General features: G+C 75.3%; 22 protein-coding genes and 1 pseudogene. 9 read left to right on the top strand and 14 right to left on the bottom strand.

Translation table 11 applies throughout. The features are described from left to right. Together Ae505Ps2_RS31375 and Ae505Ps2_RS22280 are read left to right on the top strand one after the other, a co-directional pair. Window positions 1-148 (top strand): annotated as a pseudogene (locus Ae505Ps2_RS31375) (IS5/IS1182 family transposase); the annotation flags it as partial. A gap of 212 nt (window positions 149-360) precedes the next feature. Further along, entirely contained in the window at window positions 361-867 is a 507-nt protein-coding gene (locus Ae505Ps2_RS22280; protein WP_075333436.1) for an Lsr2 family protein, read from the top strand. A 37-nt stretch (window positions 868-904) separates the two neighbouring features. Here the strand turns inward: Ae505Ps2_RS22280 and Ae505Ps2_RS22275 are convergent, their stop codons facing one another. Together Ae505Ps2_RS22275 and Ae505Ps2_RS22270 are read right to left on the bottom strand one after the other, a co-directional pair. Then, a complete protein-coding gene (locus tag Ae505Ps2_RS22275; protein WP_075306357.1) occupies window positions 905-4,321 on the bottom strand; it encodes an arabinosyltransferase domain-containing protein in 3,417 nt (1,138 codons plus the stop codon). Between the two features lie 53 nt (window positions 4,322-4,374). After that, a complete protein-coding gene (locus tag Ae505Ps2_RS22270) occupies window positions 4,375-5,028 on the bottom strand; it encodes an antibiotic biosynthesis monooxygenase (protein WP_075311789.1) in 654 nt (217 codons plus the stop codon). A 153-nt stretch (window positions 5,029-5,181) separates the two neighbouring features. Between Ae505Ps2_RS22270 and Ae505Ps2_RS22265 the strand changes: the two genes are divergently transcribed. Then, complete coding sequence (locus Ae505Ps2_RS22265; RefSeq protein WP_075306359.1) at window positions 5,182-5,637, top strand: GNAT family N-acetyltransferase; 456 nt, start codon at window positions 5,182-5,184, stop codon at window positions 5,635-5,637. 689 nt (window positions 5,638-6,326) lie between these two features. Here Ae505Ps2_RS22265 and Ae505Ps2_RS22260 read toward each other — a convergent pair. Further along, window positions 6,327-6,932, bottom strand: a complete 606-nt coding sequence (locus Ae505Ps2_RS22260) for a TetR family transcriptional regulator (RefSeq protein ID WP_075306361.1) — start codon at window positions 6,930-6,932, stop codon at window positions 6,327-6,329. Between the two features lie 83 nt (window positions 6,933-7,015). Between Ae505Ps2_RS22260 and Ae505Ps2_RS22255 the strand changes: the two genes are divergently transcribed. The 4 genes from Ae505Ps2_RS22255 to Ae505Ps2_RS22240 all read left to right on the top strand — a co-directional run bounded on the left by Ae505Ps2_RS22255 (window position 7,016) and on the right by Ae505Ps2_RS22240 (window position 10,552). Then, the gene (locus Ae505Ps2_RS22255) at window positions 7,016-7,966 is read left to right on the top strand and encodes an NADP-dependent oxidoreductase (protein ID WP_075306363.1); all 951 of its coding nucleotides are present in this window, start codon (window positions 7,016-7,018) and stop codon (window positions 7,964-7,966) included. Window positions 7,967-8,383: 417 nt separating this feature from the next. Further along, window positions 8,384-8,815: a hypothetical protein gene (locus Ae505Ps2_RS22250; protein WP_020627410.1), complete on the top strand. Its 432-nt coding sequence runs from the start codon at window positions 8,384-8,386 to the stop codon at window positions 8,813-8,815. A gap of 97 nt (window positions 8,816-8,912) precedes the next feature. Then, window positions 8,913-9,866, top strand: coding sequence for an alpha/beta fold hydrolase (locus Ae505Ps2_RS22245; RefSeq protein WP_249265321.1), 954 nt, complete (start codon window positions 8,913-8,915; stop codon window positions 9,864-9,866). 26 nt (window positions 9,867-9,892) lie between these two features. Then, entirely contained in the window at window positions 9,893-10,552 is a 660-nt protein-coding gene (locus Ae505Ps2_RS22240; RefSeq protein WP_158071493.1) for a pentapeptide repeat-containing protein, read from the top strand. Between the two features lie 7 nt (window positions 10,553-10,559). Here Ae505Ps2_RS22240 and Ae505Ps2_RS22235 read toward each other — a convergent pair whose 3' ends face one another. The 9 genes from Ae505Ps2_RS22235 to Ae505Ps2_RS22195 form a co-directional block, all read right to left on the bottom strand. Further along, window positions 10,560-11,198 (bottom strand): hypothetical protein, encoded by a 639-nt coding sequence (locus Ae505Ps2_RS22235; RefSeq protein WP_075306365.1) that lies wholly within the window; start codon window positions 11,196-11,198, stop codon window positions 10,560-10,562. A gap of 120 nt (window positions 11,199-11,318) precedes the next feature. Further along, window positions 11,319-12,155 carry a hypothetical protein gene (locus tag Ae505Ps2_RS22230; protein WP_075306366.1) on the bottom strand — a complete coding sequence of 279 codons (837 nt, stop codon included), beginning with the start codon at window positions 12,153-12,155 and terminating at the stop codon, window positions 11,319-11,321. A gap of 139 nt (window positions 12,156-12,294) precedes the next feature. Further along, window positions 12,295-13,344 (bottom strand): hypothetical protein, encoded by a 1,050-nt coding sequence (locus Ae505Ps2_RS22225; RefSeq protein WP_139320204.1) that lies wholly within the window; start codon window positions 13,342-13,344, stop codon window positions 12,295-12,297. A 104-nt stretch (window positions 13,345-13,448) separates the two neighbouring features. Then, window positions 13,449-14,420 (bottom strand): biotin-dependent carboxyltransferase family protein, encoded by a 972-nt coding sequence (locus tag Ae505Ps2_RS22220; protein WP_075553958.1) that lies wholly within the window; start codon window positions 14,418-14,420, stop codon window positions 13,449-13,451. Beyond that, window positions 14,417-15,289: an allophanate hydrolase subunit 1 gene (locus Ae505Ps2_RS22215; protein WP_075306372.1), complete on the bottom strand. Its 873-nt coding sequence runs from the start codon at window positions 15,287-15,289 to the stop codon at window positions 14,417-14,419. Before Ae505Ps2_RS22215 ends, Ae505Ps2_RS22220 begins: the two co-directional genes overlap by 4 nt. Next, window positions 15,286-16,638, bottom strand: coding sequence for an acetyl-CoA carboxylase biotin carboxylase subunit (locus Ae505Ps2_RS22210; protein ID WP_075306373.1), 1,353 nt, complete (start codon window positions 16,636-16,638; stop codon window positions 15,286-15,288). Before Ae505Ps2_RS22210 ends, Ae505Ps2_RS22215 begins: the two co-directional genes overlap by 4 nt. Next, window positions 16,635-16,880 carry an acetyl-CoA carboxylase gene (locus tag Ae505Ps2_RS22205; RefSeq protein ID WP_020625095.1) on the bottom strand — a complete coding sequence of 82 codons (246 nt, stop codon included), beginning with the start codon at window positions 16,878-16,880 and terminating at the stop codon, window positions 16,635-16,637. Before Ae505Ps2_RS22205 ends, Ae505Ps2_RS22210 begins: the two co-directional genes overlap by 4 nt. 15 nt (window positions 16,881-16,895) lie before the next feature. Further along, the gene (gene pxpA, locus Ae505Ps2_RS22200; protein WP_075306375.1) at window positions 16,896-17,621 is read right to left on the bottom strand and encodes a 5-oxoprolinase subunit PxpA; all 726 of its coding nucleotides are present in this window, start codon (window positions 17,619-17,621) and stop codon (window positions 16,896-16,898) included. A gap of 23 nt (window positions 17,622-17,644) precedes the next feature. After that, complete coding sequence (locus Ae505Ps2_RS22195) at window positions 17,645-20,032, bottom strand: xanthine dehydrogenase family protein molybdopterin-binding subunit (protein ID WP_075553957.1); 2,388 nt, start codon at window positions 20,030-20,032, stop codon at window positions 17,645-17,647. 122 nt (window positions 20,033-20,154) lie between these two features. On the opposite strand from Ae505Ps2_RS22195, the gene Ae505Ps2_RS22190 reads away from it, so the two are divergent. After that, window positions 20,155-21,657, top strand: coding sequence for a PucR family transcriptional regulator (locus Ae505Ps2_RS22190; RefSeq protein ID WP_075553956.1), 1,503 nt, complete (start codon window positions 20,155-20,157; stop codon window positions 21,655-21,657). 58 nt (window positions 21,658-21,715) lie between these two features. Here the strand turns inward: Ae505Ps2_RS22190 and Ae505Ps2_RS22185 are convergent, their stop codons facing one another. Next, a complete protein-coding gene (locus tag Ae505Ps2_RS22185; RefSeq protein WP_170917072.1) occupies window positions 21,716-22,324 on the bottom strand; it encodes a DUF4232 domain-containing protein in 609 nt (202 codons plus the stop codon). A gap of 124 nt (window positions 22,325-22,448) precedes the next feature. On the opposite strand from Ae505Ps2_RS22185, the gene Ae505Ps2_RS22180 reads away from it, so the two are divergent. After that, window positions 22,449-23,186 carry a sulfite exporter TauE/SafE family protein gene (locus Ae505Ps2_RS22180; RefSeq protein WP_075306381.1) on the top strand — a complete coding sequence of 246 codons (738 nt, stop codon included), beginning with the start codon at window positions 22,449-22,451 and terminating at the stop codon, window positions 23,184-23,186. A gap of 30 nt (window positions 23,187-23,216) precedes the next feature. Here the strand turns inward: Ae505Ps2_RS22180 and Ae505Ps2_RS22175 are convergent, their stop codons facing one another. Continuing rightward, window positions 23,217-25,280, bottom strand: a complete 2,064-nt coding sequence (locus Ae505Ps2_RS22175) for a serine/threonine-protein kinase (RefSeq protein ID WP_075553955.1) — start codon at window positions 25,278-25,280, stop codon at window positions 23,217-23,219. Window positions 25,281-25,312: the final 32 nt, after the last annotated feature.

Raw genomic sequence — 25,312 nt, 5'->3', positions numbered from 1 at the left:
CCTTCGTGCTCTGGCCGAACGCGGAAACGCCCTGCTCAAGACCACCTTCGCCGCGTTGCGGCGAGTCACGCTATGTCCCTGGCGCACCGGCGCGATCACCGCAGCTGCGCTCGTACTACTCCACACCGAGTACGACCGCACGACATGATCAACCCGCTACTGAGAACACCTCATTGTCCTGATCGCCCTCGCCGTCCTGATCGGGAGGCTCCGCGACGTGCGCCCGACCAGGCCGAGCGTGATCCGGTCACGCGAGGTCCGGCGTTCCGCCCGACCGGGCGCCCACGGTTCCTGAAGCCTCGTCGTTATGCTTCCGGCGACCCCGGGTGAATCCGGGACGGCGAACCGGGAGGAACTGCAGTGGCGAAGGTCGAGACGATCCGGCTGGTCGACGACATCACCGGCGGCGACGCCGCCGAGACCGTCGATTTCGGGCTCGACGGTCGCCGGTTCGAGATCGACCTGACCGCGGACAACGCCGCGGCGCTGCGGGAGGCGCTCGCCCCGTTCCTCGGGGTCGCGCGCGCCGCGGGGTCCCCGCGCACCGGACGCAATGCGGGAGTGCCCGCGCAGTCCGCCCGACGCAGCGGTGCGAGTGGCTCGGACACCGCAACCCGCGAGCACAACCGCGCGGTGCGCGCCTGGGCCCGGGAGAACGGCTGGACGCTGTCCGAGCGGGGCCGCATCCCGTCCGAGGTCGTCGAGGCCCACCGGCGGGCCCAGGACGGCGGCGCGGCGAGCACCGCCACGCCGGCGCCCGCTGCCGAGGCCGTCCCGGAGGCGACCCCCGAGGCCGAGACCCGGGCCGAGGCGCCCGCGAAGCGCAGGAAGCCCTCCGCGCCACCCGCGGTCGAGTTCAGCGGCTGATCCCGCTCCCCCGGGCCCCCGACGGCCCGGGGCCCCGTCACCGGCTCGGCGACGGGATGCCCGGCGGCGGCGCCGGCAGCGGACCGGAGCTGTAGAGCCCGGAGCGGTCGACGTCGCGACGTTCCAGGGTCGGCGCGACCGCGTTCGGCCGGTACGGCTGGATTGCCTGCACCTTCCCCCAGTCCCGGCCGGGGTCACCCTCGAGGTAGGTGGGAAGCTCCGTCTGCTTGCCGATCACGGTGATCCAGCCCAGCGGGCCGCCGGCCTGCGGGGACGACCAGCCCTCGCCGTCGCCGCGCATCTGGCTGCCGTCGGCCTGCAACCGGTAGGCCGGGACCTCGGCGATCCCGCCGGAGGTCCGGAACGGGCGCAGGCAGGGGCTGGCCAGCGACACCGGGTACTCCAGGAACATCGGCTGGTTGCCCACGACCTGCGGCAGCGGCGCCAGCTGCGGCGCGCGCAGCGGTGCGACCGCCAGCCACCCGTCCGCCCCGAGCGAGTTGTCCTGCACGACCATCCGGACCTCGGTCGCCGCGCGGGCGGTCTCGGGCAGGTCGAACCGCAGCTCGCGCCACGGCATCTCCTCCACCCGCCCGTCGTCGAGGGTGGTCTGCTCGACCACGCGGACCCGCCCGTCGGACAGCCGCGTCGCGTACTGGATGGTCAGCCGGTTCCCGTTGCCCAGGCGCCCGGCCGCGGTCACGACCAACGGCGTGCTGCCGGCGCGCTGTTCGGCGGTGAGCAGCACCCAGGGGGTGCGCAGGGTGCCGGTGTTGCGGTCGCCGTGGGGCAGGTAGCTGCCGTACGCCGGCGCCGCGTCGCTGCCCAGGCCGCCGGACAGCACGTACTCGAACCCGGACGCCCCCGTCCCGCCGCCGGTCGGCGGGATGCCGTTGCGGACGAAGCCGCTGCCCCCGCTGTTCGGGTCGAGCAGCTGGGCGTCGGGGCTGTTCGCCGGGACGACACCCGGCGGCAGCGGCGCCGGGGTCGCGGTCGGCTCCCCCGGCGGGGGCGGCGGGGCGACGGTCGGCAGCAGCCCGGGGCGGGCCGGTGCGGCCATCCCGGTCGGTTCCGGGGCGGGGGTCAGCACACCGTCGACGGGCCGGCGCTCGGCGAACACCTGGCTGGCGAGCCCGCAGGACCCGCCGAACGGGTGCGACAGCGCGTCGGCGCCCATCGTCCAGGTGCCGGAGCGGTCCTGGATCGCCGAGACCATCGACCACACGTTGAACGTGACGAGCAGCCCGCACAGCACCGCCAGCGGCGCGGAGGTGAGCCGCAGCCGCCGGGTCGCTCGCAGCGCCGAGGACGCGTCGCGGCGCCAGTCCCGGGCCCGGACCCAGCGGCCCACCAGCGGGATCCGGCCCAGCGTCCGTTCGACGCCGGCGAGCTGGTCGGGGTGGCGCTGCTCGCGAATGCCGCGCAGGTGCTCGACCCCGGCGCCCGCGGCCAGCAGGAGCGCGACGAGCAGCAGGATCGTGGAGAGCTCGTAGCCGGCGACCGTGACCTGCTCACCGGCCCACGGCACGCCCCAGTTGTTGGTGTACCACCACAGGTTCGGCCCGGCCGCGGACAGCGCCGCCACCAGGAACACCGCGGACAGGAACGCGAGCCGGTTGCGCAGCGAGCGCAGGACGTCCGAGCCGGTGGCGATCGCGGCCAGCGCCACCATGCCGGAGCCCAGGCCGACGAGGTCGCCGAAGTGGTGGGTCCACTTCGTCGGGGTCAACGCGAAGATCAGCAGCGCGATCACGGTGCTGCCGATGAGGCGCTGGGCGGGCCCGAGCGCGGCGCCCGGGATGCGGTCGCGCCGGATCAGCACGACCACGCAGGCCAGCAGACACAGGATGACCAGCAGGATCGGGAACCGGCGGGCGATGGAGCCGTCCGCGAGCCCCTCGAACAACGGCGCGTAGCGCTGGGCGATCTCGGTGTACCAGGGCCAGTCCGGCCCGATGTCGGACCGCAGCCGGGTGGAGTCGATCACCGCTGCCCAGCTCTGGTCGGCCCAGGCGATCATCAGGATGGCGGTGCCCGAGGCCAGCAGCGGCGCCAGCACCGGTACCGCGCCGACGGTCCGGATCCGGGCCGCGAGCAGGTGCCACAGCGGGCGCACACCGGCGATGAACGGCGCGATCGCGATCAGCCCTGCCGGATTCGCCCCGACCGCCATCGAGGCCGCGAACAGGCCGAGCGCGATCGGGAGCAGCCGCTGCAGCGCCAGCGCCCGCTCCACGCAGACCAGCGCCAGCAGCGAGCACACGACGACGACCGGCTCGGGACGCAGCCCGGAGTTGTAGGCCATCCAGAACGCCAGGAACACCATCCCCGCGGCCCAGGTGGCGGCGCGGGAGCGGCGGGCCTGACGGCCCAGGCGCGGCAGCAGGCCGCGGGAGACCAGCCACCAGGCCATGATCCCCATCAGCACCGAGGGCAGCCGCAACCAGAGCAGCGAGTCCGAGACCCGCACCCACAGCGCGTAGAGGTCGTAGAACCAGCCGAACGGCGCCTCCGCGGCGTCGTACCAGCGGTAGTAGTTGCCGACGTAGCCCGAGGTCGGGACGTCGCGCACGATGCCGAGGGTGAACCCGTCGTCGGAGGTCTGGCCCCCGATCGCGGCCCACCCGACCAGCACGACGGTGGCGATCAGGTCGATCGGTCGCGGCCGGGCGCGGGACCACCAGCGACGCAGCCGCGGCGGCCACCGGCCGGCGAGACCGCCGATGGCGTCGCGGCCCGCCCGGTGCGGGCTGCGCCCCAGGTGCCGGTCGACCCCGGCCAGCGCGAGCAGCGAGCCCAGCAACGCCACCGCGGCGACCGCGGTGGCGGCGGTCTTCCACACCGAGGGGCTGGTGTCGAAGCGGGTGTCCGGGGTGATCCGGACCGCGGTGCCCGAGGTCGGGTCGAGCTCGGTGTCCAGGTCGGAGTAGATCCCCACGACCTGCGGCCGCAGGTCCCCCTCGAACGTCTGCGCCCCGGCACCCAGGTCGATCGTCGTCGACGTGCCCTCGGAGGTGATCCGGACCTCCGACGGGCCGGCCCGCAGCGGCGCCGTGGCGAGCTGCTGGCCGCGGTCGACCAGCGCGAGCTGGCCGTCGGCGACGGTCAGGACCATCCCGGAGCGTGCGCCCTCCGGCGACTCCGGCGGGACGGTGGACAGCACCGTGGCGGTGCCGTCGGTGCGGTCGTCGAGGCTGCGGATCGTGTCGGCGGGGACGACCACCGACATCGTCTCCGGGCGCAGCGCGACCAGCGGCGAGTTGACGTCGGCGGTGCCGGTGGCGGCCGACGGCCAGACGATCGTGGTCGTGTGCTGCACCACGGGCAGGAAGGGCACCGCGACGGCGAGCACGAACGCCAGGAGGCCGAGCCGGCCCGCCCAGCGCAGGCGTCGACGGTCGCGGAGCGTGTCGACCGGAGCCGGCGCGGCGACCGTCGCTTCGGAGGTGAGCACCGAACGACGGTAGCGGCCTCGCTCCGCGTGATCCGGGGAGCCCCCAGGGGTGATCAGCCCACCGGGACGTGGTGCCGGTCGCGGAACCGACGGCCCTGCAGCCACCACCCCAGCACCCGCGTGATCCAGGGCAGCATCACGTACACCATGATCGGGGTCAGGACGATCGTCGTCACCGCCAGCCGCGGCACGACGGGCCAGTCCGCGAGCAGCGCGCCGAGCGTCACCGTGGCGAGCAGGTTCATCGGGAAGAAGACGAGCCAGATCGTCGTCGCCTGCTTCCAGCGCGGCGGGGTGATCTGGGGCGGGCCCGCGGTCTCCACCGCGGCGGGCTGGTCGAACCAGCCCTCGATGCCGGTGCGGCGCTCGGCCCGGGTCATCTCGGCCAGGCCCTGGGCGGAACCGAGCCACCAGCGACGCTCCGGGCTGGCCTCCCATCGCCCGAGTGACTCCGGGGAATCGAAGCGGGCCAGCATGTGCCACTCGTCGGAGCCGTCGCGGCTGCGGACCCAGCCGCCGCCGAGGAAGCCGGGGAACCCTTCGGCCATGAGCAGGCCGGCGCGGATCCAGGCCGTCATCTCCGCGGCGTGCCCGGGGTCGGCGCGACGGGTGAACGAAACCGTGACGGGGTCGCCGCCGGCCGGTGCGGGAGCGGACGCGGCGGCGGGGGTGGTGCCGTCGGCCCGGTCGTGGGTGTCGGTGGACATGCCGGCCATGGTGACCGCTCCCCCGGCGGACGCCCAGTCCGGCCGCACGACATCACTCCGGGACACTCTCCGGGCAGCCCGATCCCCGCAGGCCGCTCCCCCGTCGTTCCGTGCCGTGTCGTCCTGTGTCGTTCCGTGTCGAGAGGTCCCACCGTGCCCACACCCGTCCTGCGCCGGGCCACGGCCCGTGACGTCCCCGCCGTCGTCGCGCTGCTGGCCGACGACCCGCTCGGCGCCACCCGGGAGACCCCGGACGACCTGGCTCCCTACCTCGCCGCGTTCGCCGAGGTCGACGGCGACCCCCGGCACCTGCTCCTGGTCGCCGACGACGAGGACACGGTGGTCGGGACCCTGCAGCTCACGCTGCTCCCGGGGCTGGCCCGCCGGGGTGCGATGCGGGCCCGGATCGAGGCCGTCCGGGTGGCCGCGTCCCGGCGCGGCGACGGCCTCGGGGCGACCATGGTCCGGTACGCCGTCGACGAGGCCCGCCGTCGTGGCGCGGTGCTCGTCCAGCTCACCTCCGACCGGTCCCGCACCGACGCCCACCGGTTCTACGAGCGGCTCGGGTTCACCCGGACCCACGACGGGTTCAGCCTCTCCCTGACCTGATCGCTGCTCCCCCGGCGAGCGGCCGGCTCGGTGGTCGAGGCCGGTTCTGTGTCGTCGTTTCGCTGACGACGAGAACGCGTCAATGAACCATTGACTACAGAGGAGGAGTCCTGGTTCGGTGGACCGAGCCGTAGCCGACAACCGGGACTCGGTCACGTCACGGGACGACAACCGACGTCTGGACGGGTCGGCTCCCCCTCGCGCCCGGCGGACGTTGTGGCGTACCGGTCTGTCGCACGGCGCATCCCGCCGGCAGCGAGGGATGAGAGAGCGCCGCGGGGGCTGCGGCAACGACAGTGCTCCTACGACCCGGCGGCGGCCCGGGGCCCGTACAGCGCCGTTCAGGGCGTCCTGAACGGCTCCTGGACCGTCCGGCACCCCACGGCGGCACTCGGCCACCGGGCGCGCCGCTACGGGCCTCCGGTGCCGGCGGGCCGGCCCCCGCTCCCCCGCCGACCGGCTCGGGCCCACCCGGCCCCATCACGGGCTCGGTCTCTCCTGGCCTGAGTACCGGCTCCCTGTCCTGGGCGTCTTCCTGCCAGGTCTGTGGTCGTTGTGTGGATGACAATCAGATGGTGTCAACGGTACATTGACATAGAGAGGCAGAGGCCGAGATCCCGCCACCGAGCGGGCGGTGACCGGCTCCGGCTGTGGTCGAGGATCGCGCCGGCTCCTCCGCGGCGGAGGTGCTACGACGATCCGGGACCGCCGTCCTCGGCCGGCCCGGGGGACGTCCGCGGCGGTGCCGCCATCGCCGCACGCAGCTCGGCGGTGGCCTCGGCCATGAGCTCGGCGAGTGTGGCGTTCTCCTCGGCCAGCCAGCGGGAAACGGCTCGCCGGTGGATCGCCAGGACCACATCGACGAGGAAGCGCGCCGTGCCGGGGTCGACACCCCGGCGTTCGAGAGCCGGGGCCAGTGCCTCGGCGATGTCGGCGAGCTTGATCAGATCGCGCTCGGCCAGCGCCGGGTTGGCCGCGATCACCCTCCCGCGGCGCCGGAGGTACCCGCGCGGGCGGAGGAGCCCCTCGGCGCTCCCCAGTGCGCACAGGAGCACGTCGATCGGCGCCAGACCGGGGTCGGCCGCCTCCACCTGCTCGACGAGGTGCGCCTCGATCTCCCCGCCGGCGAAGAGGACCTCCCGCTTGTCGGGGAAGTAGCGGTAGAACGAGCGCTCCTTGAGGCCTGCCGCGTCCGCGATCTGCGCGACCGAGGTGCGGTCGAACCCGTGGGTCTCAAACAGGTCCAGAGCCGCGCGTTCGAGCCGGCCCTGTGCGTCGGATTCCCAGCGCGGCATACCCGCCAGGATACGACGACAGACACTGTCGTCGCCTGCTACCGTTGGTGACAACAGGTGCTGTCATCACTGAGAGGGCCGTCATGCGAGCTCTGCAGTTCCACAGGTTCGGCTCCCCGGACGTGATCGTGCTCGCGGAGGTCGCCCGGCCCGAGCCGGGCCCCGGTCAGATTCGGATCTCCGTGCAGGCCTGCGGGCTGACACCGGCCGACTGGCACCTGGCGGACGGTCTGCTCGCCGACGTCCTCCCCGTTCTGCCCCGTGGCCTCGGCCTGGAGGTGGCGGGCACCGTCGACGCGCTCGGCCCGGGAGTCCACGACGTCCGCATCGGAGACCGTGTGTTCGGCCCGGCCTGCTTCGACGGTCCGACGGCCGGCGCCGCCGAGTACGCGCTCATGCCGGCCTGGGCACCCGTTCCCGAGGGGGTCACCGCCGAGCAGGCCGCCGCGCTGCCGGTGGCCGCCGAGACCGCGTGGCGTGCGCTCGACGACCTCGGTGCCCGGCCGGGCGAGCTGCTGCTCGTCCACGGCGCGGGCACCACCGTGGGCGAGACGGCCGTGCGCCTCGCACGGCACCGGGGTCTGCGAGTGATCGCCACGGCCGGGCCGACCCGGACTGCCGCCCTGGAACAGGTCGGTGCCCGGGTCACGCCCTACGGGGAGGGAATGGTCGCGCGCGTCCGCCGGCTGGCCCGGGGGCCGGTGGACCGCGCGCTGGACGCCACGCCGACCGGGGGGCGGATAGACCGCGCCGACCGGCCCAGCCCGGCAGGCGGCTCGCTGCCGGCCCTGATCGAGCTGACCGGGGTCGCCGATCGCGTCCTCACCGTGTCGGACTTCGCCGCCGCATCCGAGCTCGGCGTCCGGACCAGCACAGCGATGCGCTACGACCGGATGGACGGGATCGCCCGGCTCGCGGGCGAGGGCGTCCTGGCCGTGCCGGTCGCCGGCACCTACACCTTCGACCGTGTCCAGGACGCAGCCTCGCTCAGCCTGTCCCGCCGTACCGGCGGCAAGCTCGTGCTCGTCCCGTGATCGCCCCGTCCACGCGCTAGGTCGCGACCACCCCGGCCGGCTCGGGCGCTCCGCCCGTGTCCTTCGGCGGGGCGACTCCCCCGCCCGACGCCGTGCACGGAGCCGTACGGGGCACCTCAGGGCGATACAGAGCGTCCCCGGCGGCGCCCGCCGGGGACCCGGGTCTGGTGACCCCGGGTGTGGCCTCGCCGTGCCGGCGCCGGTCGTACCCGCCCCCTCCCCTGTCGTCCGGCCCGGACCGTGTCCCGGCAACCCGCCGACCGTGCGGCCGGGCGTGACCGCGGTTCCCTCCACCACCACGACGGCCGGCCCCGATCCGACGGGGCGGCCGTGTTGCCGTGGCCGTCGGTTCCCCGGCGACACGCCGGGGTCGCCCAACGGTTGACCTCAGGTACGCGTCAATGAACCATTGACTTCATGAGGTACGAGGAAGCGCAGCGCTGGCTGGAACGGGCCGATCCGTCGATCGCGAAACGCCGGGAGTCGATCACCCAGCAGCTGGACGGGATGAAGGAGCGCGCCGCCGACGGCGTCCTCACCCACGACGGGGCCGCCGCCTGGTACGCCCTGGTGCAGGAGATGCGCCGGCTGGCCGACTACTACGAGCGCGACCTGATCCGCACCCTGCGGGCCGGGGGCATGACGTGGAAGGAGGTCGCCGACGCCGTGCAGGCCCAGCTGTCGAGCCGCCAGGCGGCCCAGGCGAAGTGGAAGCGCCTGGTGGATCCGACCCGGCGGACCACCAACGGCAACATGCGCCGCGGCGGCCGACCCCGCCAGGACCAGGTGCCCCGGCAGGACACGGCCACAGAGCCGGACGGGCGTGCCGACCCGGATCGGACGGAGTAGCCGCGCCTCCCCCGGACGGCCCTGTCGGGTGACGGTCAGCAACCTCCCCTCGGCGTGGTCGTTGATCCGGTGACGACGGCACCCGAGGAGGCGGCTCGTGACTGGACAGGGCATCGATCGGCGCCGGTGGGCGGCGGTCGTCTCGATCGCGGTGGCGGTCTGCACGGTCGGCCTCGCGCTGGTGCCCCCGGCCCAGGCGGCGCCACAGCCCGCATCGGTCGCCTCGCTGACCGACCTGCTCGACCCGCCCCCGCCCGGGTCGAACGACTGGAACTGCCGGCCGTCGGCGGCGCACCCGAACCCGGTCGTGCTCGCGCACGGCCTACTGGCCAACCAGGGCAACAACTGGAGCTACATGGCCCCCCGGTTGGCGGAGCGCGGCTACTGCGTGTTCTCGCTGACCTATGGCCGCAACCCCCTCGCACCGCCGCCGCTGACCCAGGTCGGAGGCCTGGCGCCGATGGAGGACAGCGCCGCCGAGCTCGCCGCGTTCGTCGACCGGGTCCGCAGCGCCACCGGAGCGGCGAAGGTCGACATCGTCGGGCACTCCGAGGGCTCGCTGATGCCGAACTACTACGTCCGGTTCCTCGGCGGTGCCGACAAGGTCGAGCGCTACGTCGGCATGACCCCGCTGTGGGACGGCACGACCGTCGCAGGCCTGGACTTCCTCAACCGCACCGGCCAGCAGCTGGGCCTCGGCCCGGCCGTCGGCCTCGTCCTGGACCCGCTGTGCGTGTCCTGCCGGCAGTTCCTGCGCGGCTCGGACTTCCTAGAGCGGATGAACTCCGACGGCGGGCCGCGCGCCGACGGCGTCGACTACACCATGATCCTCACCCGCTACGACGAGCTGGTCGTCCCCTACACCTCGGGCCTGATGGACGGGGCACACAACATCGTCCTGCAGGACGGGTGCCCGACCGACCTCGCCGAGCACGGCGCCGTCGCGTTCGACCCGGTCGCTCTCCAGCACGTGTTCAACGCACTGGATCCGGAGCACCCGCGCCCGGTGCAGTGCCTTCCGGTGGGCACGGACGCCCCCACCGCACGCTGACCTGCCAGGCTGTCGCCGTGGTGGCGGTGACGACGGAGACCGAGCTCGTCGCGGCGGCTCGTGCCGGTGGCGAGGTGGACGCGCCGCGCCTGGACGAGGCCGACCTGCGCGAGACCGACCTCGCCGGGCTGGTCCTGCGGGGCGGCTCGCTCGCGGGCGCCGACCTGCGCGGTGTGCGGCTGGACCGGGCACGGATCTCCGGCACCTCGTTGGCGGGCGCCGACCTGCGCGAGGCCGACCTGACCGACGCCGTGCTGAGCGGGGTGGACCTGTCCGGGGCCCGGCTGGCCGGGGCGACCCTCGGCGACACCCGGTTCACCGGCTGCCGGATGATCGGCACGGTCCTGCGCGGTCTGCGGGGGCTGACGGCCTCGTTCGTGCTGGACGACTGCTCGCTCCAGCTGGCGGACGTGCGCGACGTCGCGATGCGCGGGCTGCGGGTCGCCGACTGCGACCTCTCCGAGGCCGACCTGTCGGGCGCCGACCTGCGCGACGTCCGGTTCGAGCGGTGCCGGCTGCGCGGCACGGTGCTGCGTTCGACCCGCCTCGACGGTGCCGACCTACGGGGCTGCGACCTCGGCGAGGTCACCCCGGACACCCCCCGCGAGCTGCGCGGGGCGATCGTCTCCCCCACCCAGGCGAGCGCGATCTGCGCGGCACTGGGGCTGACGGTGCTCGAGGCGTAGATCCGGGTCAGCCGACGGAACGGTCGACGCCGCCGCGGCGCATCGCGTCGTCGATCTGCCCGGCGATCCACGGGTCGTCGTCGCACTCCGGCCCGGCGGCGGTGAGCGCGCCGAGCCGGACGACGTCCGCTGCACGGCAGAGCGGTGAGCTGCCGACGCCGTCGGCGGTGTAGTCGGCGGTGTGGTCGTCGAGGAGCACGGGACGCGACGAGTCCGCGAGCCGGTCCTGGCGGGCCGCCTCGTCACGGTGGTAGGCGGCCAGCTCGGCGTCCCCGGCGGCGCGGGCCGCCTCGGCCCGGGCCCGTGCCTGGTCACGGAGCTCGGCGGCCACGGTGCTGACCCGGGCCGAGGTCTGTGCGTCGGCCGCGCGGGTGGCGGCGTCGCGGGCACCGCCGACGGCGTCCAGCACGATCTCGCCGCGTCCGGGGACCGCGACCGGCTCGGCCGCATCGGTGGCTCCGCCGTTCGCGCCGTTCGTGACGGCGGCGGTGGCGGCGGTGGGAGTGGGGGTGACGTTCCGGGCCGGGTCCGTGCCGTCGGCGCCGGCGAGGGCGGCGGCCAGGCCGGCGCCGCCGACCAGCGGGACCGTGCCGAACAGGGCCAGGCGGCCGGGCGTGGTGCGTGGACGTCGATGCCGTCCGCTCATCGTGATCGCCTCCTGCCCTGTCGGTAGCCGGAGCCGGAGGGGCTCAAACCTCCCTCGCCCCGTCGGGTGCCAGCGGGGCCGGGTGTCAGCGGGGCACAGTCACGAACCGGACGACACGGCTCACGACGCCTCGGTGCGCGGGGCACCCCCGGTCGGTGCCGGGGCCGAGGTAGCGGTCGGCGCGGGGGCCGCGCCCCCGGGCTCGTCGGGCCCGGTGCTGCTCGGCGGGGCCGGGGCGGTGCTCGGGGCGGGCGGGGTCGTGGGGGCCTCGGTCGGCGGCACGGCAGCGCGGCGGCGTGCGTCGGCCTGCTCCCGGGCCCGCTGCTCCTCCGCACGCCGCTCCTCGTCCCGGCGCTCCTGCGCGGCGACCTCGGCAGCGTGGCGCTCCTGCGCGGCGATCTCCGCGGCCCGGCGCTCGTCGGCGAGCCGCCGCTCCTCGGCGATGCGGGCCGTCGCCGCCCGTACCGCCCCGTCGGCGACGGCGGCCGCGCGCGTCTCGCGGGCCGCGACCGGCACCGTGGTGGGCGTCCCGGTGGGCACCCTGGAGGGCTCCGTGGTGGACGTGACCCCGGTGCCGGAGCCGTACCAGCGCGACGGCATCGGGAGCGACGAGGCGTCGTCGGCGGTCGGGCCGGCGGCGAAGGTCGGCACCGGGACGTGGTCGTCGACCCGCTGGTCCGCGGGGGCGACCCCGCCGAGCACCCCGGTACCGAGGAGTCCGGCGACGGTGACCGCGGCGACCAGCACCACCGGGACGACCCCGGCCAGGGTGACGCGGAGCCGACGGCGGCCCCGCGCCGGCCGGTCCCGGTCCTCGACCGGTCGTGGCACCTCGCGCGGGTGGGTGGGAGTCGTCGCGCCCCGGGAGCGGGCCGCGGCGTGCGGCCACGCCGCGGGCCCGACCGCGGCCGGGCCCGTCGGGTCAGCCGAGCCGGGGTGCCGGTGCCGGCCGGTCACGGGGTGGAGCCGCTCGCCGTGCGCATGGGGTGATGGTGACCGGCGGACGGAGGAACGGCCATGCACCGAACGGGTGCGTCGCGGGCGCGTGGCATCCCGGTGGGGTGGTCTTCGCGCCACCCGGACGGACCGGTCGGACTCAGCCGCCGAGCAGCGACAGGGCGGGGCCGGGCACCCGGACGTCGACGGGCGGGGTCTCGGAGATCCGCAGGCGCAGCCGGAGCAGTGCCCCGTCCGCGGCGCCGGCGCCCGGGTCGGCCGGCGTGACCGCGCCCGGGGAGCCGCCGGAGGAACCGCCGCCGGCCGGGTCGTCGCCGTTCAGGTCGTCGCCGCCCGGATCGTCACCGCGCGGGGTGGGCGTGACGGTCTGCGGCTGCGGGGGTGTCGGCACGGTCGGGGCGGAGAACCCGGTGTCGCGGCCCCGTCCGGAGAGGTCGCCGGGTGCGGTGTCGTCGACCGGAGCGGTGTCGTCGACCGGAGCCGGGTCGTCCGGTCTGGTGTCGCCGGGTCTGGTGTCGCCGGGACGTGTGGTGTCGTCGAGCGGGGAGGTGACGTCGGAGGGCGTCGTGCCGGCCGGCGGGACGTCCCGGCCGGGGTTCGGCGTGGTCCCCGCGCCGGGCTCGACGGCGAGCGGACCGGGCGCGGTGCGGTCACCGGCCGCGCCACCGGTCGCGCCGCCGGTCGCGCCGCCTGGGGCCGCCGGGCCGGGACCGGCTGTGCCACCGGTCGTGGAGCGCGGCTCGACGGCGCGCTGTGCACCGCCCCCGCCGGACCAGGTCGGACCGGCCCCACCGGCGGACGTGGTCGACGGTCCGGGCCCCCCGGACCAGCCCTGCTCCCCGGACCACCCCGGCTGCGGGGACGCCCCGGGCACGGCGGCGGGTTGTGCGGCGGCAGGGTGTGCGGCGGCCGCGGCGTCGGCGGCCGCCCGTGCCGGTGCCTGCGCGAGTGGAGCCGGGTCGGCCATCCGTGCCGGTGCGCCCCCGTCGGCCATCGCGGGACCGGCGGCGAGCGGCGCGGCCGGGCCGGGATCGGTCTGCTCCGCCTGACCCGCGACCGGCTGCCCGGTCGACGTCACGGTGACGACGACCGCCGCGGCGAGAGCGACCGCGCCGACCGCGGAGACCGTCACGGCCAGGACTCGCCTGACCAGCCCGGCGCCCGCCGTCCTCCGGTGCCTGCCGCTCATCGCTCGGTCCTCTCCCACGTCCGGTACCGCCCCGCGTCACCGAGCGTCGAGTCTGGACCAGACGGAGCCGCAGGGCCAGCCCGAACGGGTGAGCAGTCGACGTGTCAGCGCTCCAGTGCGCTGTGCATCCGCCCGACCCGGTCCTTCCGCTCGGCCCGCAGCGACAGCGCCGTCTCCAGATCGACCGCGACGAACCGGGTGCGGGTGCGCGGCGCCGACTGGGCGACGACGTCGAGGTCACCGGAGATCACCGTCGCCACCATCATGTAGCCGCCGCCGGACACCGCGTCGCGGTGCAGCACGATCGGCTCGACCCCGCCCGGGACCTGGATGGATCCGATCGGGTACGGCGAGTCGACGATGTTCGACGGGTCCTGGCCCGCCCCGAACGGTGGCTCCCGGTCGACGGTCTCCAGCTCGCCGCCGGTGTAGCGGAACCCGATCCGGTCCGCGACCGGGGTCAGCGTCCAGGTGGTGTCGAGGAAGGTGGCGCGGCCGCGGTCGGTCAGCCGGTGGTCGTAGAGCCCCATCACGACCCGGACCTCGACGTCCTTGGCGAGCGACGGCCGCAGGTCCTCGGGCACCACGAGCCCCGCGCGGCCGGTACCGGTCCCGACGGGCAGGACGTCACCCTCGGCCAGCGGCCGGCCGTCGAGCCCACCCAGGGCGCCGAGGGCGTAGGTGGCGCGGCTGCCGAGCTTCTCGGGCACGTCGATCCCGCCGGACACCGCCAGGTAGGCGCGTGCGCCGGCCTTGAGGTAATCGAAGGCCAGCACGTCGCCCTCGGCGACGTCGAAGGACTCCCACACCGGACGGGCTTCGCCGTTGACCTTCGGGGCGATCGTCGCGCCGGCCACCGCGACCGTCGCCGGCCCGGTGAACGCCAGCTCCGGGCCCATGTAGACGATCTCCAGGGCGGCGGCGCCGTCCGGGTTCCCGACGAGGGCGTTGGCGCAGGTCAGCGAGTACTGGTCCAGCGCGCCCGACTGCGGGATGCCCAGGTGGTAGTAGCCGGAGCGGCCACCGTCCTGCACGGTGGTCGACAGACCGGGCTTGCGGACCTCGATGCGTGTCACGCGAGCACCTCCAGCAGGCGCTTGTTGTAGCCGTCGGGGTCGTCGAGGAAGGGCTGCAGGTCGAACGCGACCGGGCGGGCGGTGATCCGGTACTCCCCCGCCTGGGCCTGCGCCTCCAGCTGGTCGTACTCGTCGCGGTCGATCCCTCGGAACTTGACCATGTCCCCGGGCCGCATGAAGACCATGTGCTCGGCGAAGTCCGGCTTGGTCTGGGTCGGGTCGTAGATCGGGGCCGGGGTGATCCCGAACATCTGGTACCCACCGGCCCCTCGCACCGAGTAGATGCAGGAGAAACAGCCGCCGTAACCGACCGTCTGCTTCGGGGTGTCGGTCCGCGGACGCAGGTACTTCGGCACGATGATCTGCCGCTCACGGGGCACCATCTGGTACTTGAACGGCAACCCCGCCACGAACCCGACCATCGAGGTGAACCACGGCGAGCCCGAGTGCGCGGCGATGAACTCCTCCACACCCGAGTAGCCGTTGATCCGGGCCGCGTACTCGATGTCGGTGGCCTCCGGGTCCTGGTGACGGTCCCGGAACCGCAGCAGCGTCTCGGTCGTCCACGGATCCTGGTAGAGCACCGGGATCTCCACGACCCGGCAGTCCAGGGTCACCCCGAGCGCGTCGCCGACCCGGGCCTCCAGCTCCTTCAGCTGGGCGAGCAGCGCGTGCGGGTCGAGCACGTCGGGGTCGTAGCGCACCTGGTAGGAGGCGTTCGCCGGACAGATCTCCAGGATCCCCTCCGGTCGCTCCTCGCGGAGCAGGTTCGTGATGGCGACGGCCTTGAAGTTGGCCTGCAGACTCATGTCCTCGGCCAGCTCGACGAACACGAACTCGTCACCGCCCCAGCTGTAGCGGGCGCTCATGAGGTCCCCTTCCCTTCGGCCAGCCACTGTTCGAGGGTCCCGGTGTGGAAGTCGGCGGCGGCGACCCACGGCTCACCCGCCAGGGTGCGGAGCAGCCCGGCGGTGGTCGGGATCCCGGCGACGGAGAACTCGTCGAGCGCGCGCCGGGACCGGGCCAGCGCCTCGGTCCGGTCGGCTCCCCACACGACGACCTTCGCCAGCAGCGAGTCGTAGTACGGCGGGACGGTCCCGTCGGGCTCCAGCCAGGTGTCGCAGCGCACCCACGGCCCGGACGGCAGCGTGACCCGCCCGACGCCGCCGGGTTGGGGCAGGAAGTCCCGCTCCGGGTCCTCCGCGCAGACCCGGAACTCGATGGCGTGCCCGCGCCGTTCGACGGCGTCCTGGGTGAACCGCAGCGGCTCCCCCGTGGCGACGCGCAGCTGCTCGGCGACCAGGTCGATGCCGGTGACGAGCTCGGTGGTGGGGTGCTCGACCTGGATGCGGGTGTTCATCTCGATGAAGAAGAACTCGCCCGTGCGGTCGTCGACGAGGAACTCCACGGTGCCGGCCGAGGTGTAGCCGACCTCGCGGCACAGGGCGACCGCCGCGGCTGTCATGGCGTCCCGGGTCGCCTCGGTGATGCCGGGCGACACGGCCTCCTCGACGACCTTCTGCCTGCGGCGCTGCAGCGAGCACTCCCGCTCGAACAGGTGGACGGCGTCCCGGCCGTCGCCGAGGACCTGCACCTCGACGTGCCGGGCGCGCTCGACGAACCGCTCCAGGTACATGGTGCCGTCGCCGAACGCCTTCTCCGCCTCGGTCGAGGCCTGCCCGAAGGCGGTGCGCAGCGGGTCGGCGTCGGCGACGACCCGGATGCCCCGGCCCCCGCCGCCGGCGGCGGCCTTGAGCATCACCGGGTAGCCGACCTCCTCGGCGGCGGCGACCGCGGCGTCGGCGTCGTCGACCCCGCCGGGGGTGCCGGGCACGGTCGGGACCCCTGCGGCGCGGGCGACCTCCCGGGCGGCGACCTTGTCACCCATCCGCTCGATCGTCGCCGCGTCCGGGCCGACGAAGGTCAGGCCCGCACCGGCGACGGCGGCGGCGAACGACGCCCGCTCGGACAGGAACCCGTAGCCGGGGTGGACCGCGTCCGCGCCGGTCTCCTTCGCCGCGGCGAGGATCGCGTCGGCCACCAGGTAGGACTTCGACGCGGGCGAGGGCCCGATCGCGACGGCGGTGTCGGCCAGGCGCACGTGCAGGGCGTCGGCGTCGGCCTTGGAGTGCACGGCGACGGTGCCGATGCCCAGGTCCCGGGCTGCCCGGATGATCCGGACGGCGATCTCGCCGCGGTTCGCGACGAGCAGCCTCATGCGGTCTCCACCACCGCCACGGGCTGGCCGGCGTCCACCTCGTCCTCGTCGCCGACCAGGAACTCGACGACGGTGCCGGTGGCGCCCGCCGGGATCTGGTGGAAGGACTTCATGACCTCGACCAGGCCGATCGCCTGGTCGTCGGTGACGGCGGCGCCGTCCTCGGCGAACGGCGGGCTGCCGGGGTCGGGGCGGCGGTAGAACACGCCGGGGATCGGGGAGACGACCTCGTGTCGGGGCACTGCGGGTACTCCTTCTCAGCTGCTCAGGTGGGGTTTCAACGCGTCGTGCACGGCACGGGCGAGCTCGACGGCGTTCGGGGTGTCGGAGTGCACGCAGACCGAGTCCGCGCGCACGGTGAGCTCCTTGCCGTTCTCCGAGGTCGCCTTCCCCTCGGTGACCGCGCGCAGGGCGCGTTCCGCGGAACGCACCGGGTCGAACGCCTCGTGCTCCCGGGTGATGATCAGCGAGCCGTCGTCGCGGTAGTCGAGGTCGGCGTAGTACTCGGCGACGAAGCCGGCCGGCCGGTCGCCCCACACCTGCTCGTGCGCGGTGCCGACCATGCCGACGAGCGGGGCGCCGAAGACGTCGGCGGCGTCGGCGATCGCGGCGGCCACCTCCGGGTCGCGGGCCGACATGCCGTAGAGCGAGCCGTGCACCTTGACGTGGTTGAGCTCCATGTCGTGGGCACGCAGGAAACCCGCCAGCGCACCGATCTGGTACACGACGCCCGCGGTCAGCTCCTCGCGGTCGAGCCTCATCTCACGGCGGCCGAAGCCCTCCCGGTCGGGCAGCGACGGGTGCGCCCCGACCTTCACCCCGTGCCGCTTGGCCAGCGCGACGGTGCGGGTCATGACCCGCGGGTCGGAGGCGTGGAAGCCGCAGGCCACGTTGGCGACGGTCACCCAGGGCATCAGGCCCTCGTCGTCGCCGCAGTGGTAGATCGAGTACGACTCGCCCATGTCGCAGTTGATGTCCACCATGTGCCGGTCTCCCTCCCCTGGTCTCAGGCAGTGTGACCGGAGGCCTGCGTGATCGCCCGCCAGACGGCCTGCGGTGTCGCGGGCATGTCCACGTGGGTCACCCCGAGGTGGGCGACGGCGTCGATCACCGCGTTCACCACGGCGGGCGAGGACCCGATCGCGCCGGACTCGCCGATCCCCTTGACCCCCATCGGGTTCGTCGGCGACGGGGTGACCAGCTGCTCCAGCTCCACGTGCGGCAGGTCGGTCGCGGCGGGCACGGCGTAGGACGCCAGGTTGGCCGCCGTCGGGTTGCCGGCGTCGTCGAAGGTGGCGTGCTCGTAGAGGGCCTGCCCGATGCCCTGGGCGATGCCGCCGTGCAGCTGACCCTCGACGATCGTGGGGTTCACCACGACCCCGCAGTCGTCGACGGCGACGTAGCGGCGGATCCGGGTGAACCCGGTCTCGGTGTCGACCTCGGTGACGCAGACGTGGGTCCCGAACGGCCAGGTGAAGTTCGGCGGGTCGAAGGCCGAGTCCGCGGTCAGGTTCGGCTCCATGCCCTCGGGCAGGTCGTTGGCCAGCGACGCGGCGCCCGCGACCTCCTGGATGGTCACCGACGGCCCGGCCGTGCCCGCGACCGAGAACCGGCCCCCGGTGAACTCGAGGTCGGCCTCGTCGGCCTCCAGCAGGTGCGCGGCGATCTGCATCGCCTTGTCCAGGACCTTGCCGGCGGCCAGGTGCACCGCGGTGCCGCCGACGGCGAGGCTGCGCGAGCCGTAGGTGTCGCGGCCGAACGGGGCGACGAGGGTGTCGCCGTGCAGGACCTCGACGTCGTCGGGGTGCACGCCGAGGCGGTCGGCGACGATCTGGGACCAGGCCGTCTCGTGGCCCTGGCCGTGCGGGGAGGTGCCGGTGACGACCTCGACCTTGCCGCTGGTCGTCATGCGGACCGTCGCCTGCTCCCAGCCGCCGGACTGCAGCCGGACCCCGGCCGCGACCTTCGACGGCGACAGCCCGCCGGACTCGGTGAAGTTGCCGAAGCCGATCCCGATCTGCACCGGGTCGCCGGACTCGCGGCGGCGGGCCTGCTCGGCGCGCAGGGCGTCGTAGCCGACCAGCTCCATCGCCCGGCGCATGCAGGTCTCGTAGTCCCCGGAGTCGTACTGCACGCCGGAGGGGACGGTGCGCGGCTCGAGGAACTTCGGGTGCAGGTTGCGCAGCCGCACCTCGGCGGCGTCCATGCCGAGCTCGCGGGCGAGGTCGTCCATGATCCGCTCGTGGCCGTAGGCGGCCTCGGAGCGGCCGGCACCGCGGTAGGCGTCGGTCGGGGTGAGGTTGGTGAACACGCCCTTCGCGGTGAAGGAGTAGTGCCCGAAGTCGTAGAGGCCGCAGAAGGTGAACGCGCCGAACACGGCGATGCCCGGGGTGAGCAGCTGCAGGTAGGCGCCCATGTCGGCGAGCAGCTCGACCTTCATCCCGAGGATCTTGCCGTCGTGGGTGGCGGCGACCGAGACGTCCTGGATCTGGCCGCGGCCGTGCGTGGTGGCCTGGTGGTGCTCCGAGCGGGTCTCGGTCCACTTCACCGGGGCGCGCAGCCGGCGGGCGAGCACGAGGGCGAGGAACTCCTCGGCGTAGACGTTGAGCTTGGCGCCGAAGCCGCCGCCGACGTCCGGGGCGACGACCCGGATGCGGGTGTCGGGGATGCCGGTGACCGCGGCGAGGATGTCGCGGACGAAGTGCGGTACCTGGGTGGCGGTGTAGACGGTGAACCCGGCGCCGACCTGGTCCGGCACGCAGACCACCGCGCGCGGCTCCATCGGCGAGGGGATCACGCGCTGCTGCAGGTAGCGGCCGGACACGACGACCTCGGCGTCGGCGAACGCGGCGTCGACGTCGCCGGTGGCCAGCGGCCAGGTGTAGCAGTGGTTGGTGCCCATCTCCTCGTGGACGACGGGGGCGCCGTCGGCGAGGGCCTCGGCCATGTCGACCACGGCGGGCAGCTCGGCGTACTCGACGTCGACGAGGTCCGCTCCGTCGCGGGCGGCCGCGGCGCTGGTGGCGAGCACGACCGCGACGCCGTCGCCGACGTGGTTGACCTCGTCGCGGGCGAGCGGGCGGTGGTCCGGGATACGGATGTCCTCGGTGACCGGCCAGCCGCACGGGATGCCGGCGAGGAACTCGTCGTCGACGTCGGCGGCGGTGAGCACCGCGCGGACCCCGGGGACGGCGGCCGCGGCGGCGGTGTCGATCGCGACGATCCGGGCGTGCGGCAGCGGGCTGCGCACGACGACCATGTGCAGGGTCCCGGGTGGCGCGATGTCGTCGGTCCAGGTGGCCCGGCCGGTGAGCAGCGCCTGGTCCTCCTTGCGCTGCATGCGGGCCCCCACCCACGGTGCCGCAGCGGTACCCGTCTCCTGCGTGGCGGTCACAGCGCTCCTTCCGACGACGACTGCGGTCCGTGCGGGACATCGTGATCGGGAACACCCGCACGCGGTAGTGTCCGAACCGTCCAGTTCCAGGTCCGCGACACACCGTTCCGGCAGGGGTTTCGATGGCGCTGACGCTGCGCACGCTGTGCGCGAGCCGCACTCTCGGACTGCGTCTCGTGTGTCCGTCCGCGGATCAGGATCGGGCGCTCACATGGGTGCATTCGAGCGAACTGTCCGATCCGACGCCCTACCTCGACGGCGACGAGCTGCTGCTGACCACCGGCCTCGGACCCGCCCCCGACCCGGCCGGCTACGTGGCACGGCTCGTCGCGCACGGGCTCGCCGGGCTCGGGTTCGGCTGCGGGCTGGGGCACGACGACCTGCTCCCCGCGCTGCGCGAGGCGTGCGAGCGGGCCGGGCTGGCGCTGCTGGAGGTCCCCGAGCGCACCCCGTTCCTGGCGCTGACCAAGGCCGTCGCCGAGGCGCGCGCCGCCGACCGCTACGCCGAGGTGGTCCGCACCGACGAGGCGCAGCGGGCGCTCACCTCGGCCGCCCTGGGCGAGGACGACCCGGACACCGGCACCGCCCGGGTGCTGGACCGGCTCACCGAACGCCTCGACGCCTGGGCGCTGATCTCCGAGGCCGACGGCCGGGTCCGCCGGTCCGCGCCCGCCGGTGCGGCCGGGCGGGCGGTGCTGCTGCGGTCGGAGATCGACCGGGTGCGCGAGCACCCCGGGCCGTCCAGCGTGACCGTCGCCGCCGGGGACGGGCAGGTCGTGCTCCAGCCGGTACGGCTGATCGGGCCCGCGGTGCTCGTCGTCGGGCGGGACCGGCGTTTCACCCCGGTCGACCGGCAGCTCATCGGGTCGGCGGTGTCGGTGCTGACCCTGGCCCACGCCCGGAGCGCCGCGGCGGGGCGGGCCGAGCGCCGGGTGCGGACCGCGGTGCTCCGCGCGCTGGCCACGCTGCCCGGCCGCGGGGCCGAGGACGTGCTCGCCGAGACCTGGGGTCTGCTGCCCGCGGGGGACCTGGTCGCCGTCGCGCTGGGCGGGCGGGCCACCGGTGCGCCGCCGGACGTGCTGCTCGACGCCCTGGAACGCGATCCCGGGGTCGCCTTCCACGCCGAGCTCGACGGACAGGTGGCGGCGGTCGTCGGCGCGGGGTCGGTGCCCGCGGTGCTCGACGTCGCCGGGCGGGTGCGCGGGGTCCGGGCCGGGGTGTCCACCCCGGCACCGGTCGGTGACCTGGGCCGGGCGCTGCGCGAGGCGGGTCGGGCGCTCGACGCCGCCGAACGCCGCGACCGGACGGTGCTGCGCTTCGCCGACCTCGCCGGCAGCGGGCTCGCCGCGCTGGTGCGCCCCGAGGACGCGGGCGCCTTCGCGGACGCGGTGCTGGCCCCGCTGGTCCGGCACGACGCCGAGCGGCGCGGCGACCTGGTCGCGTCACTGCGGGAGTGGCTGGCCCAGCACGGGCAGTGGGACCCGGCCGCGTCCCGGCTCGGGGTGCACCGCCACACCCTGCGGGCCCGCATCACCCGGGCCGCGGCACTGCTGGGGCGCGATCTCGACTCCCCCGGCGTCCGGGCCGAGCTGTGGTTCGCCCTGCACGTCGCCGACACCGCCTGAGTCGCCGAGCTGCCGGGGCACGCCCCGGGGACAGCGCTCCCACCGACCGGGCCGCGGCCTACCGGGCCTCGACCGACCCCACCGTGGCCTGCGGCGGCGCCGGGTCGGCGGAGCACACCGGGCCGGGGCGCGGCACGAACCTCCCACCACTGCCGCCGGGCGGGGTGACCCGCAGCCCGCGCGCCTGCTCCGGGACGCAGTCGGCCTCCGGGTACGAGGCGGTCGCCCGCACCCGCAGCGCCGCCGTCGCGGCGGCGCCCGGAGCCAGCCGTACCCGCGCCCGGGGCCCGTCGATCGCGGCCCGTGGTCCGACCCGGGTCCCTTCGTTGCCCGCCACGAACGCCACCCCCGGGGAGCCGTCGAGCACGCACGCGCCGTCGCCGGTGTTGCGGAACACCAGGTAGGAGACCTCGGCCGGGCCGTCGGTGCGGGGCGCGGGGGCGGACACGTCGAGGGTGTCACCGGTGCACGGCCCGGCCGGGCCGTCGTCGGCCGGGTCGGCCACGGTGCTCGCCGGGACCGGGGTGGCCGGGGCGGGAGTTGCGGGGGCCGGGATGGCCGGGGCGGCGGGTGACGAGGTGGCCGGGTCGAGGACGGGCCCGGCGGCGCCGCAGCCCGCGAGCAGGAGCAGCAGGGCGACACCCACCCCGGCCTCGCGCGGGCCCACGTCCATCCTCCGTTCCGACGCAGGTCGCTGCGCCGATCGGCGCCATTGTGGCGTGATCGTGCCCCTCACGGGGCGGCGGGTAGGGTCCTGTGCATCCACAACGAGATGCTCCGCCGGTGACCCCATGACCCCGTGGCAGCTGGTCACACTCCTCGGTGCCGGCGTCGCGGCCGGCCTCATCGGCTCGGTCGCCGGGCTCGCCTCGCTGTTCTCCTACCCCGCGCTGCTCGCCGTCGGGCTGCCGCCGACGACGGCGAACGTCACCAACACCGTCTGCATGCTGTTCCAGGGGGCCGGAGCGGTCGCCGGGTCCCGCCCGGAGCTGCGGGGCGCCGGGCCGCAGCTGCGGCGCTGGCTCGGCCCGGCGGTGCTCGGCGGCGCGGCCGGGGCCGGGCTGCTGCTGCTCACCCCCGCCGGCGGCTTCGAGCGGATCGTGCCGTTCCTCGTCGCGGCCGCGGCCCTGCTCCTCCTGCGCCCGCCCGCGGCCGGCGAGCCCCGTCCGCCCGGGCCGGGCGTCGCGCTGGCGGTCTTCGGGGTCGCCGTCTACGCCGGGTACTTCGGCGCCGCGGCCGGGGTGATGATGCTGGCGCTCACGCTCTCGCTGCCGGGCGCGACCCTGCTGCGGGCCAACGCGCTGAAGAACGTGCTGACCTGGGCCGCGAATACGGTCGCCGCGGTCGGTTTCGCGGTGTTCGGCGACGTCGCGTGGGCGGCGGTGCCCCCGCTGGCGCTGGGCCTGCTCGTCGGCGGGCGGCTCGGCCCGGTCGTCGCCCGCAGGCTGCCCGCCCGGTTCGTGCGGATCGCGATCGCGGTCGCCGGACTCGGCCTGGCGGTGCGGCTGTTCGTCCAGGCCTGGCTCTGAGCGGCCCGGCGCGGCCCGAGCGGACGGCGGTCAGCCGCGGCGGTACTCCAGCATCGCGGTGACCGGGCCGTCGGTGCGGTGCCCGTGGCGACGCAGCCAGCCGTCGAGCTTGGCCTGCACCGTGGGCAGGTCCGGGCGCCGGTGCGGCTCGGTGCGCATCGCCTGCTTGAGCAGCGTCAGGTGCGCCGTGCGGGTCGGCAGGTGGGTGAGCTTGGCCCCGGCGGCGGCCGCCCGCAGCCCGGCGACGGCGTCGGCGGACTCCCCGCGCGGCGGGTGCCCGCTCAGCGCGAACGACACCGCCGCGGCGAGCTGCCAGGCGTCGGAGGCGGGCGAGGCGGGCTTGCCGGCCGCGGCCTCCGGCGCCAGGTAGTCCGGGGTGCCCAGGACGTAGCCGGTCTGGGTCAGCGTGGAGTCACCCTGCTTGCGCGCGATCCCGAAGTCGATCAGGTGCGGGTGCCCCTGCGGGTCGACGACGATGTTGCCCGGCTTGATGTCGCGGTGCAGCACCCCGGCGCGGTGCGCGGTGTGCAGCGCCCCGGCGATGCCGGTCCAGATGCGGGCTGCGGAGATGTCGTCGACCGGGCCCTGCTCGCCGACGAGCTGGCCCAGGGACATCCCGTCGACGTACTGCATGACGATGACCAGGCCGTCCATGCCCTGCAGGCCCGGGTCGGAGGAGGCGTGCAGCAGGTCGTGGATCTGCACGCAGCAGGGGTGGCGCAGCGCCCCGAGCGCGGCGGCCTCGCGGCGGATGCGCTCCTCGGTCTCGGGGTCAGCGGCATGCGCGGACTTGACCGCGACGGTGTGGCCGAGCTTCGCGTCGTGGGCCAGCCAGACCCCGCCGAAGCCACCGGCACCGAGGCGGCGCAGCAGCCGGAACCGGGGCCCACGGGGCGGCCCGCCCGGCACCGGCGCGACGAGCGTGGGCCGGCGCGGCGGACCCGCCGGGGGCCGTCCCGCGCCGGAGACGGGGCCACGGGCCGCTCCCGACACCGGGCCGCGCAGCGGTCCCGCCGCCGGGTGGGCGGCCGGTCCGGTGAACGGCGGCGGTCCGGCGGGCGGGCGTCCGGCCGGGCCGGGCGCGTAGGCCACGGGGGGCGGTGCGCCGTAGCCGGCCGGCGGACGGGGGGCGGCGGCGAACCCGACGTAGGGGGCGGACTGCTCGACCGACGACGGCACGCGGGCGCCGCCGGTCCCGGGGCTGCCCGGGTTCTCGCGGGCGGAGAAGCGCTGGGCGAGGCGCTCGGCGACGCTGGGCGTCGCGGCGGCGCCGGACTGCGCGGCGAGCCCGTCGCCCCCGGCACGGCCGGCCCGGGACGACCCGGTTCCGATGCGGCCCGCCGCGGACGGCTCGGCACGTCGGGCCGGCACGTCGCGCCCGGCGCGGATCCGCTCGATCCTCGCCCGCGACGGCACCGGGAACAGCGGGACGACCAGCACCCCGACCAGGCTGGCGGCGAGGACGCCGACCCACAGGTGCTCGGCGGTGCCCGCCGGGACCCCGCCGGTCAGCACGATCAGCGAGAACAGCGGGAGCCAGAAGAACTTGGCGGGCCAGCGCGGCCCGCGACGCAGTGCGGTGCGTGCCTGGACCGCGACCAGGACCGTCGCGAGCAGCGGCACGACACCGAGCAGGGCGACGGAGGTGACCGAGGTGACGACGTCACCGCCGATGGACCCGGCCACGGTGCCCCGGCCCAGGTAGCTGCTCTGCGTCCCGACGACACTGCAGGTCTCGACCCGGATCGACGACGTCGCCGACTGGCTCAGGCCGGGCACGGCCGGCACGCCCGCGGTCGCGCGGCTGAACACCCCGCCCGCTCCGACGAACACGGCCAGCGGGAGCAGACCCGCCGCCAGCACCCCGATCCCGGCCAGCAGCACGGACTCGGCCGAGCCGTAGCCCGAGGAGGAGCCGGAGCCGATCCCGCGACGCAGCAGCGCGACCAGCGCCGCGCCCGCGGTGGGCAGCAGCCCGGTGAGCACGCCGAGCGCGGTGACCGACCAGGCCCAGTCCCCCGGGCACACGTCCGGCACGCCGAGCCCGCGGATGCCGTCCAGCACTCCGGCGACGAGCGCCACCAGCGCGTCCACGCCCGTCCTCACCCCCGAAGTCGCTCCGGGTG

Origin of the sequence: Pseudonocardia sp. Ae505_Ps2, assembly GCF_001932425.1 — a bacterium.
Lineage (GTDB): Bacteria > Actinomycetota > Actinomycetes > Mycobacteriales > Pseudonocardiaceae > Pseudonocardia.
Note: the sequence above shows the minus strand (reverse complement) of the source record. Positions and strands in the feature narration are given on the sequence as shown.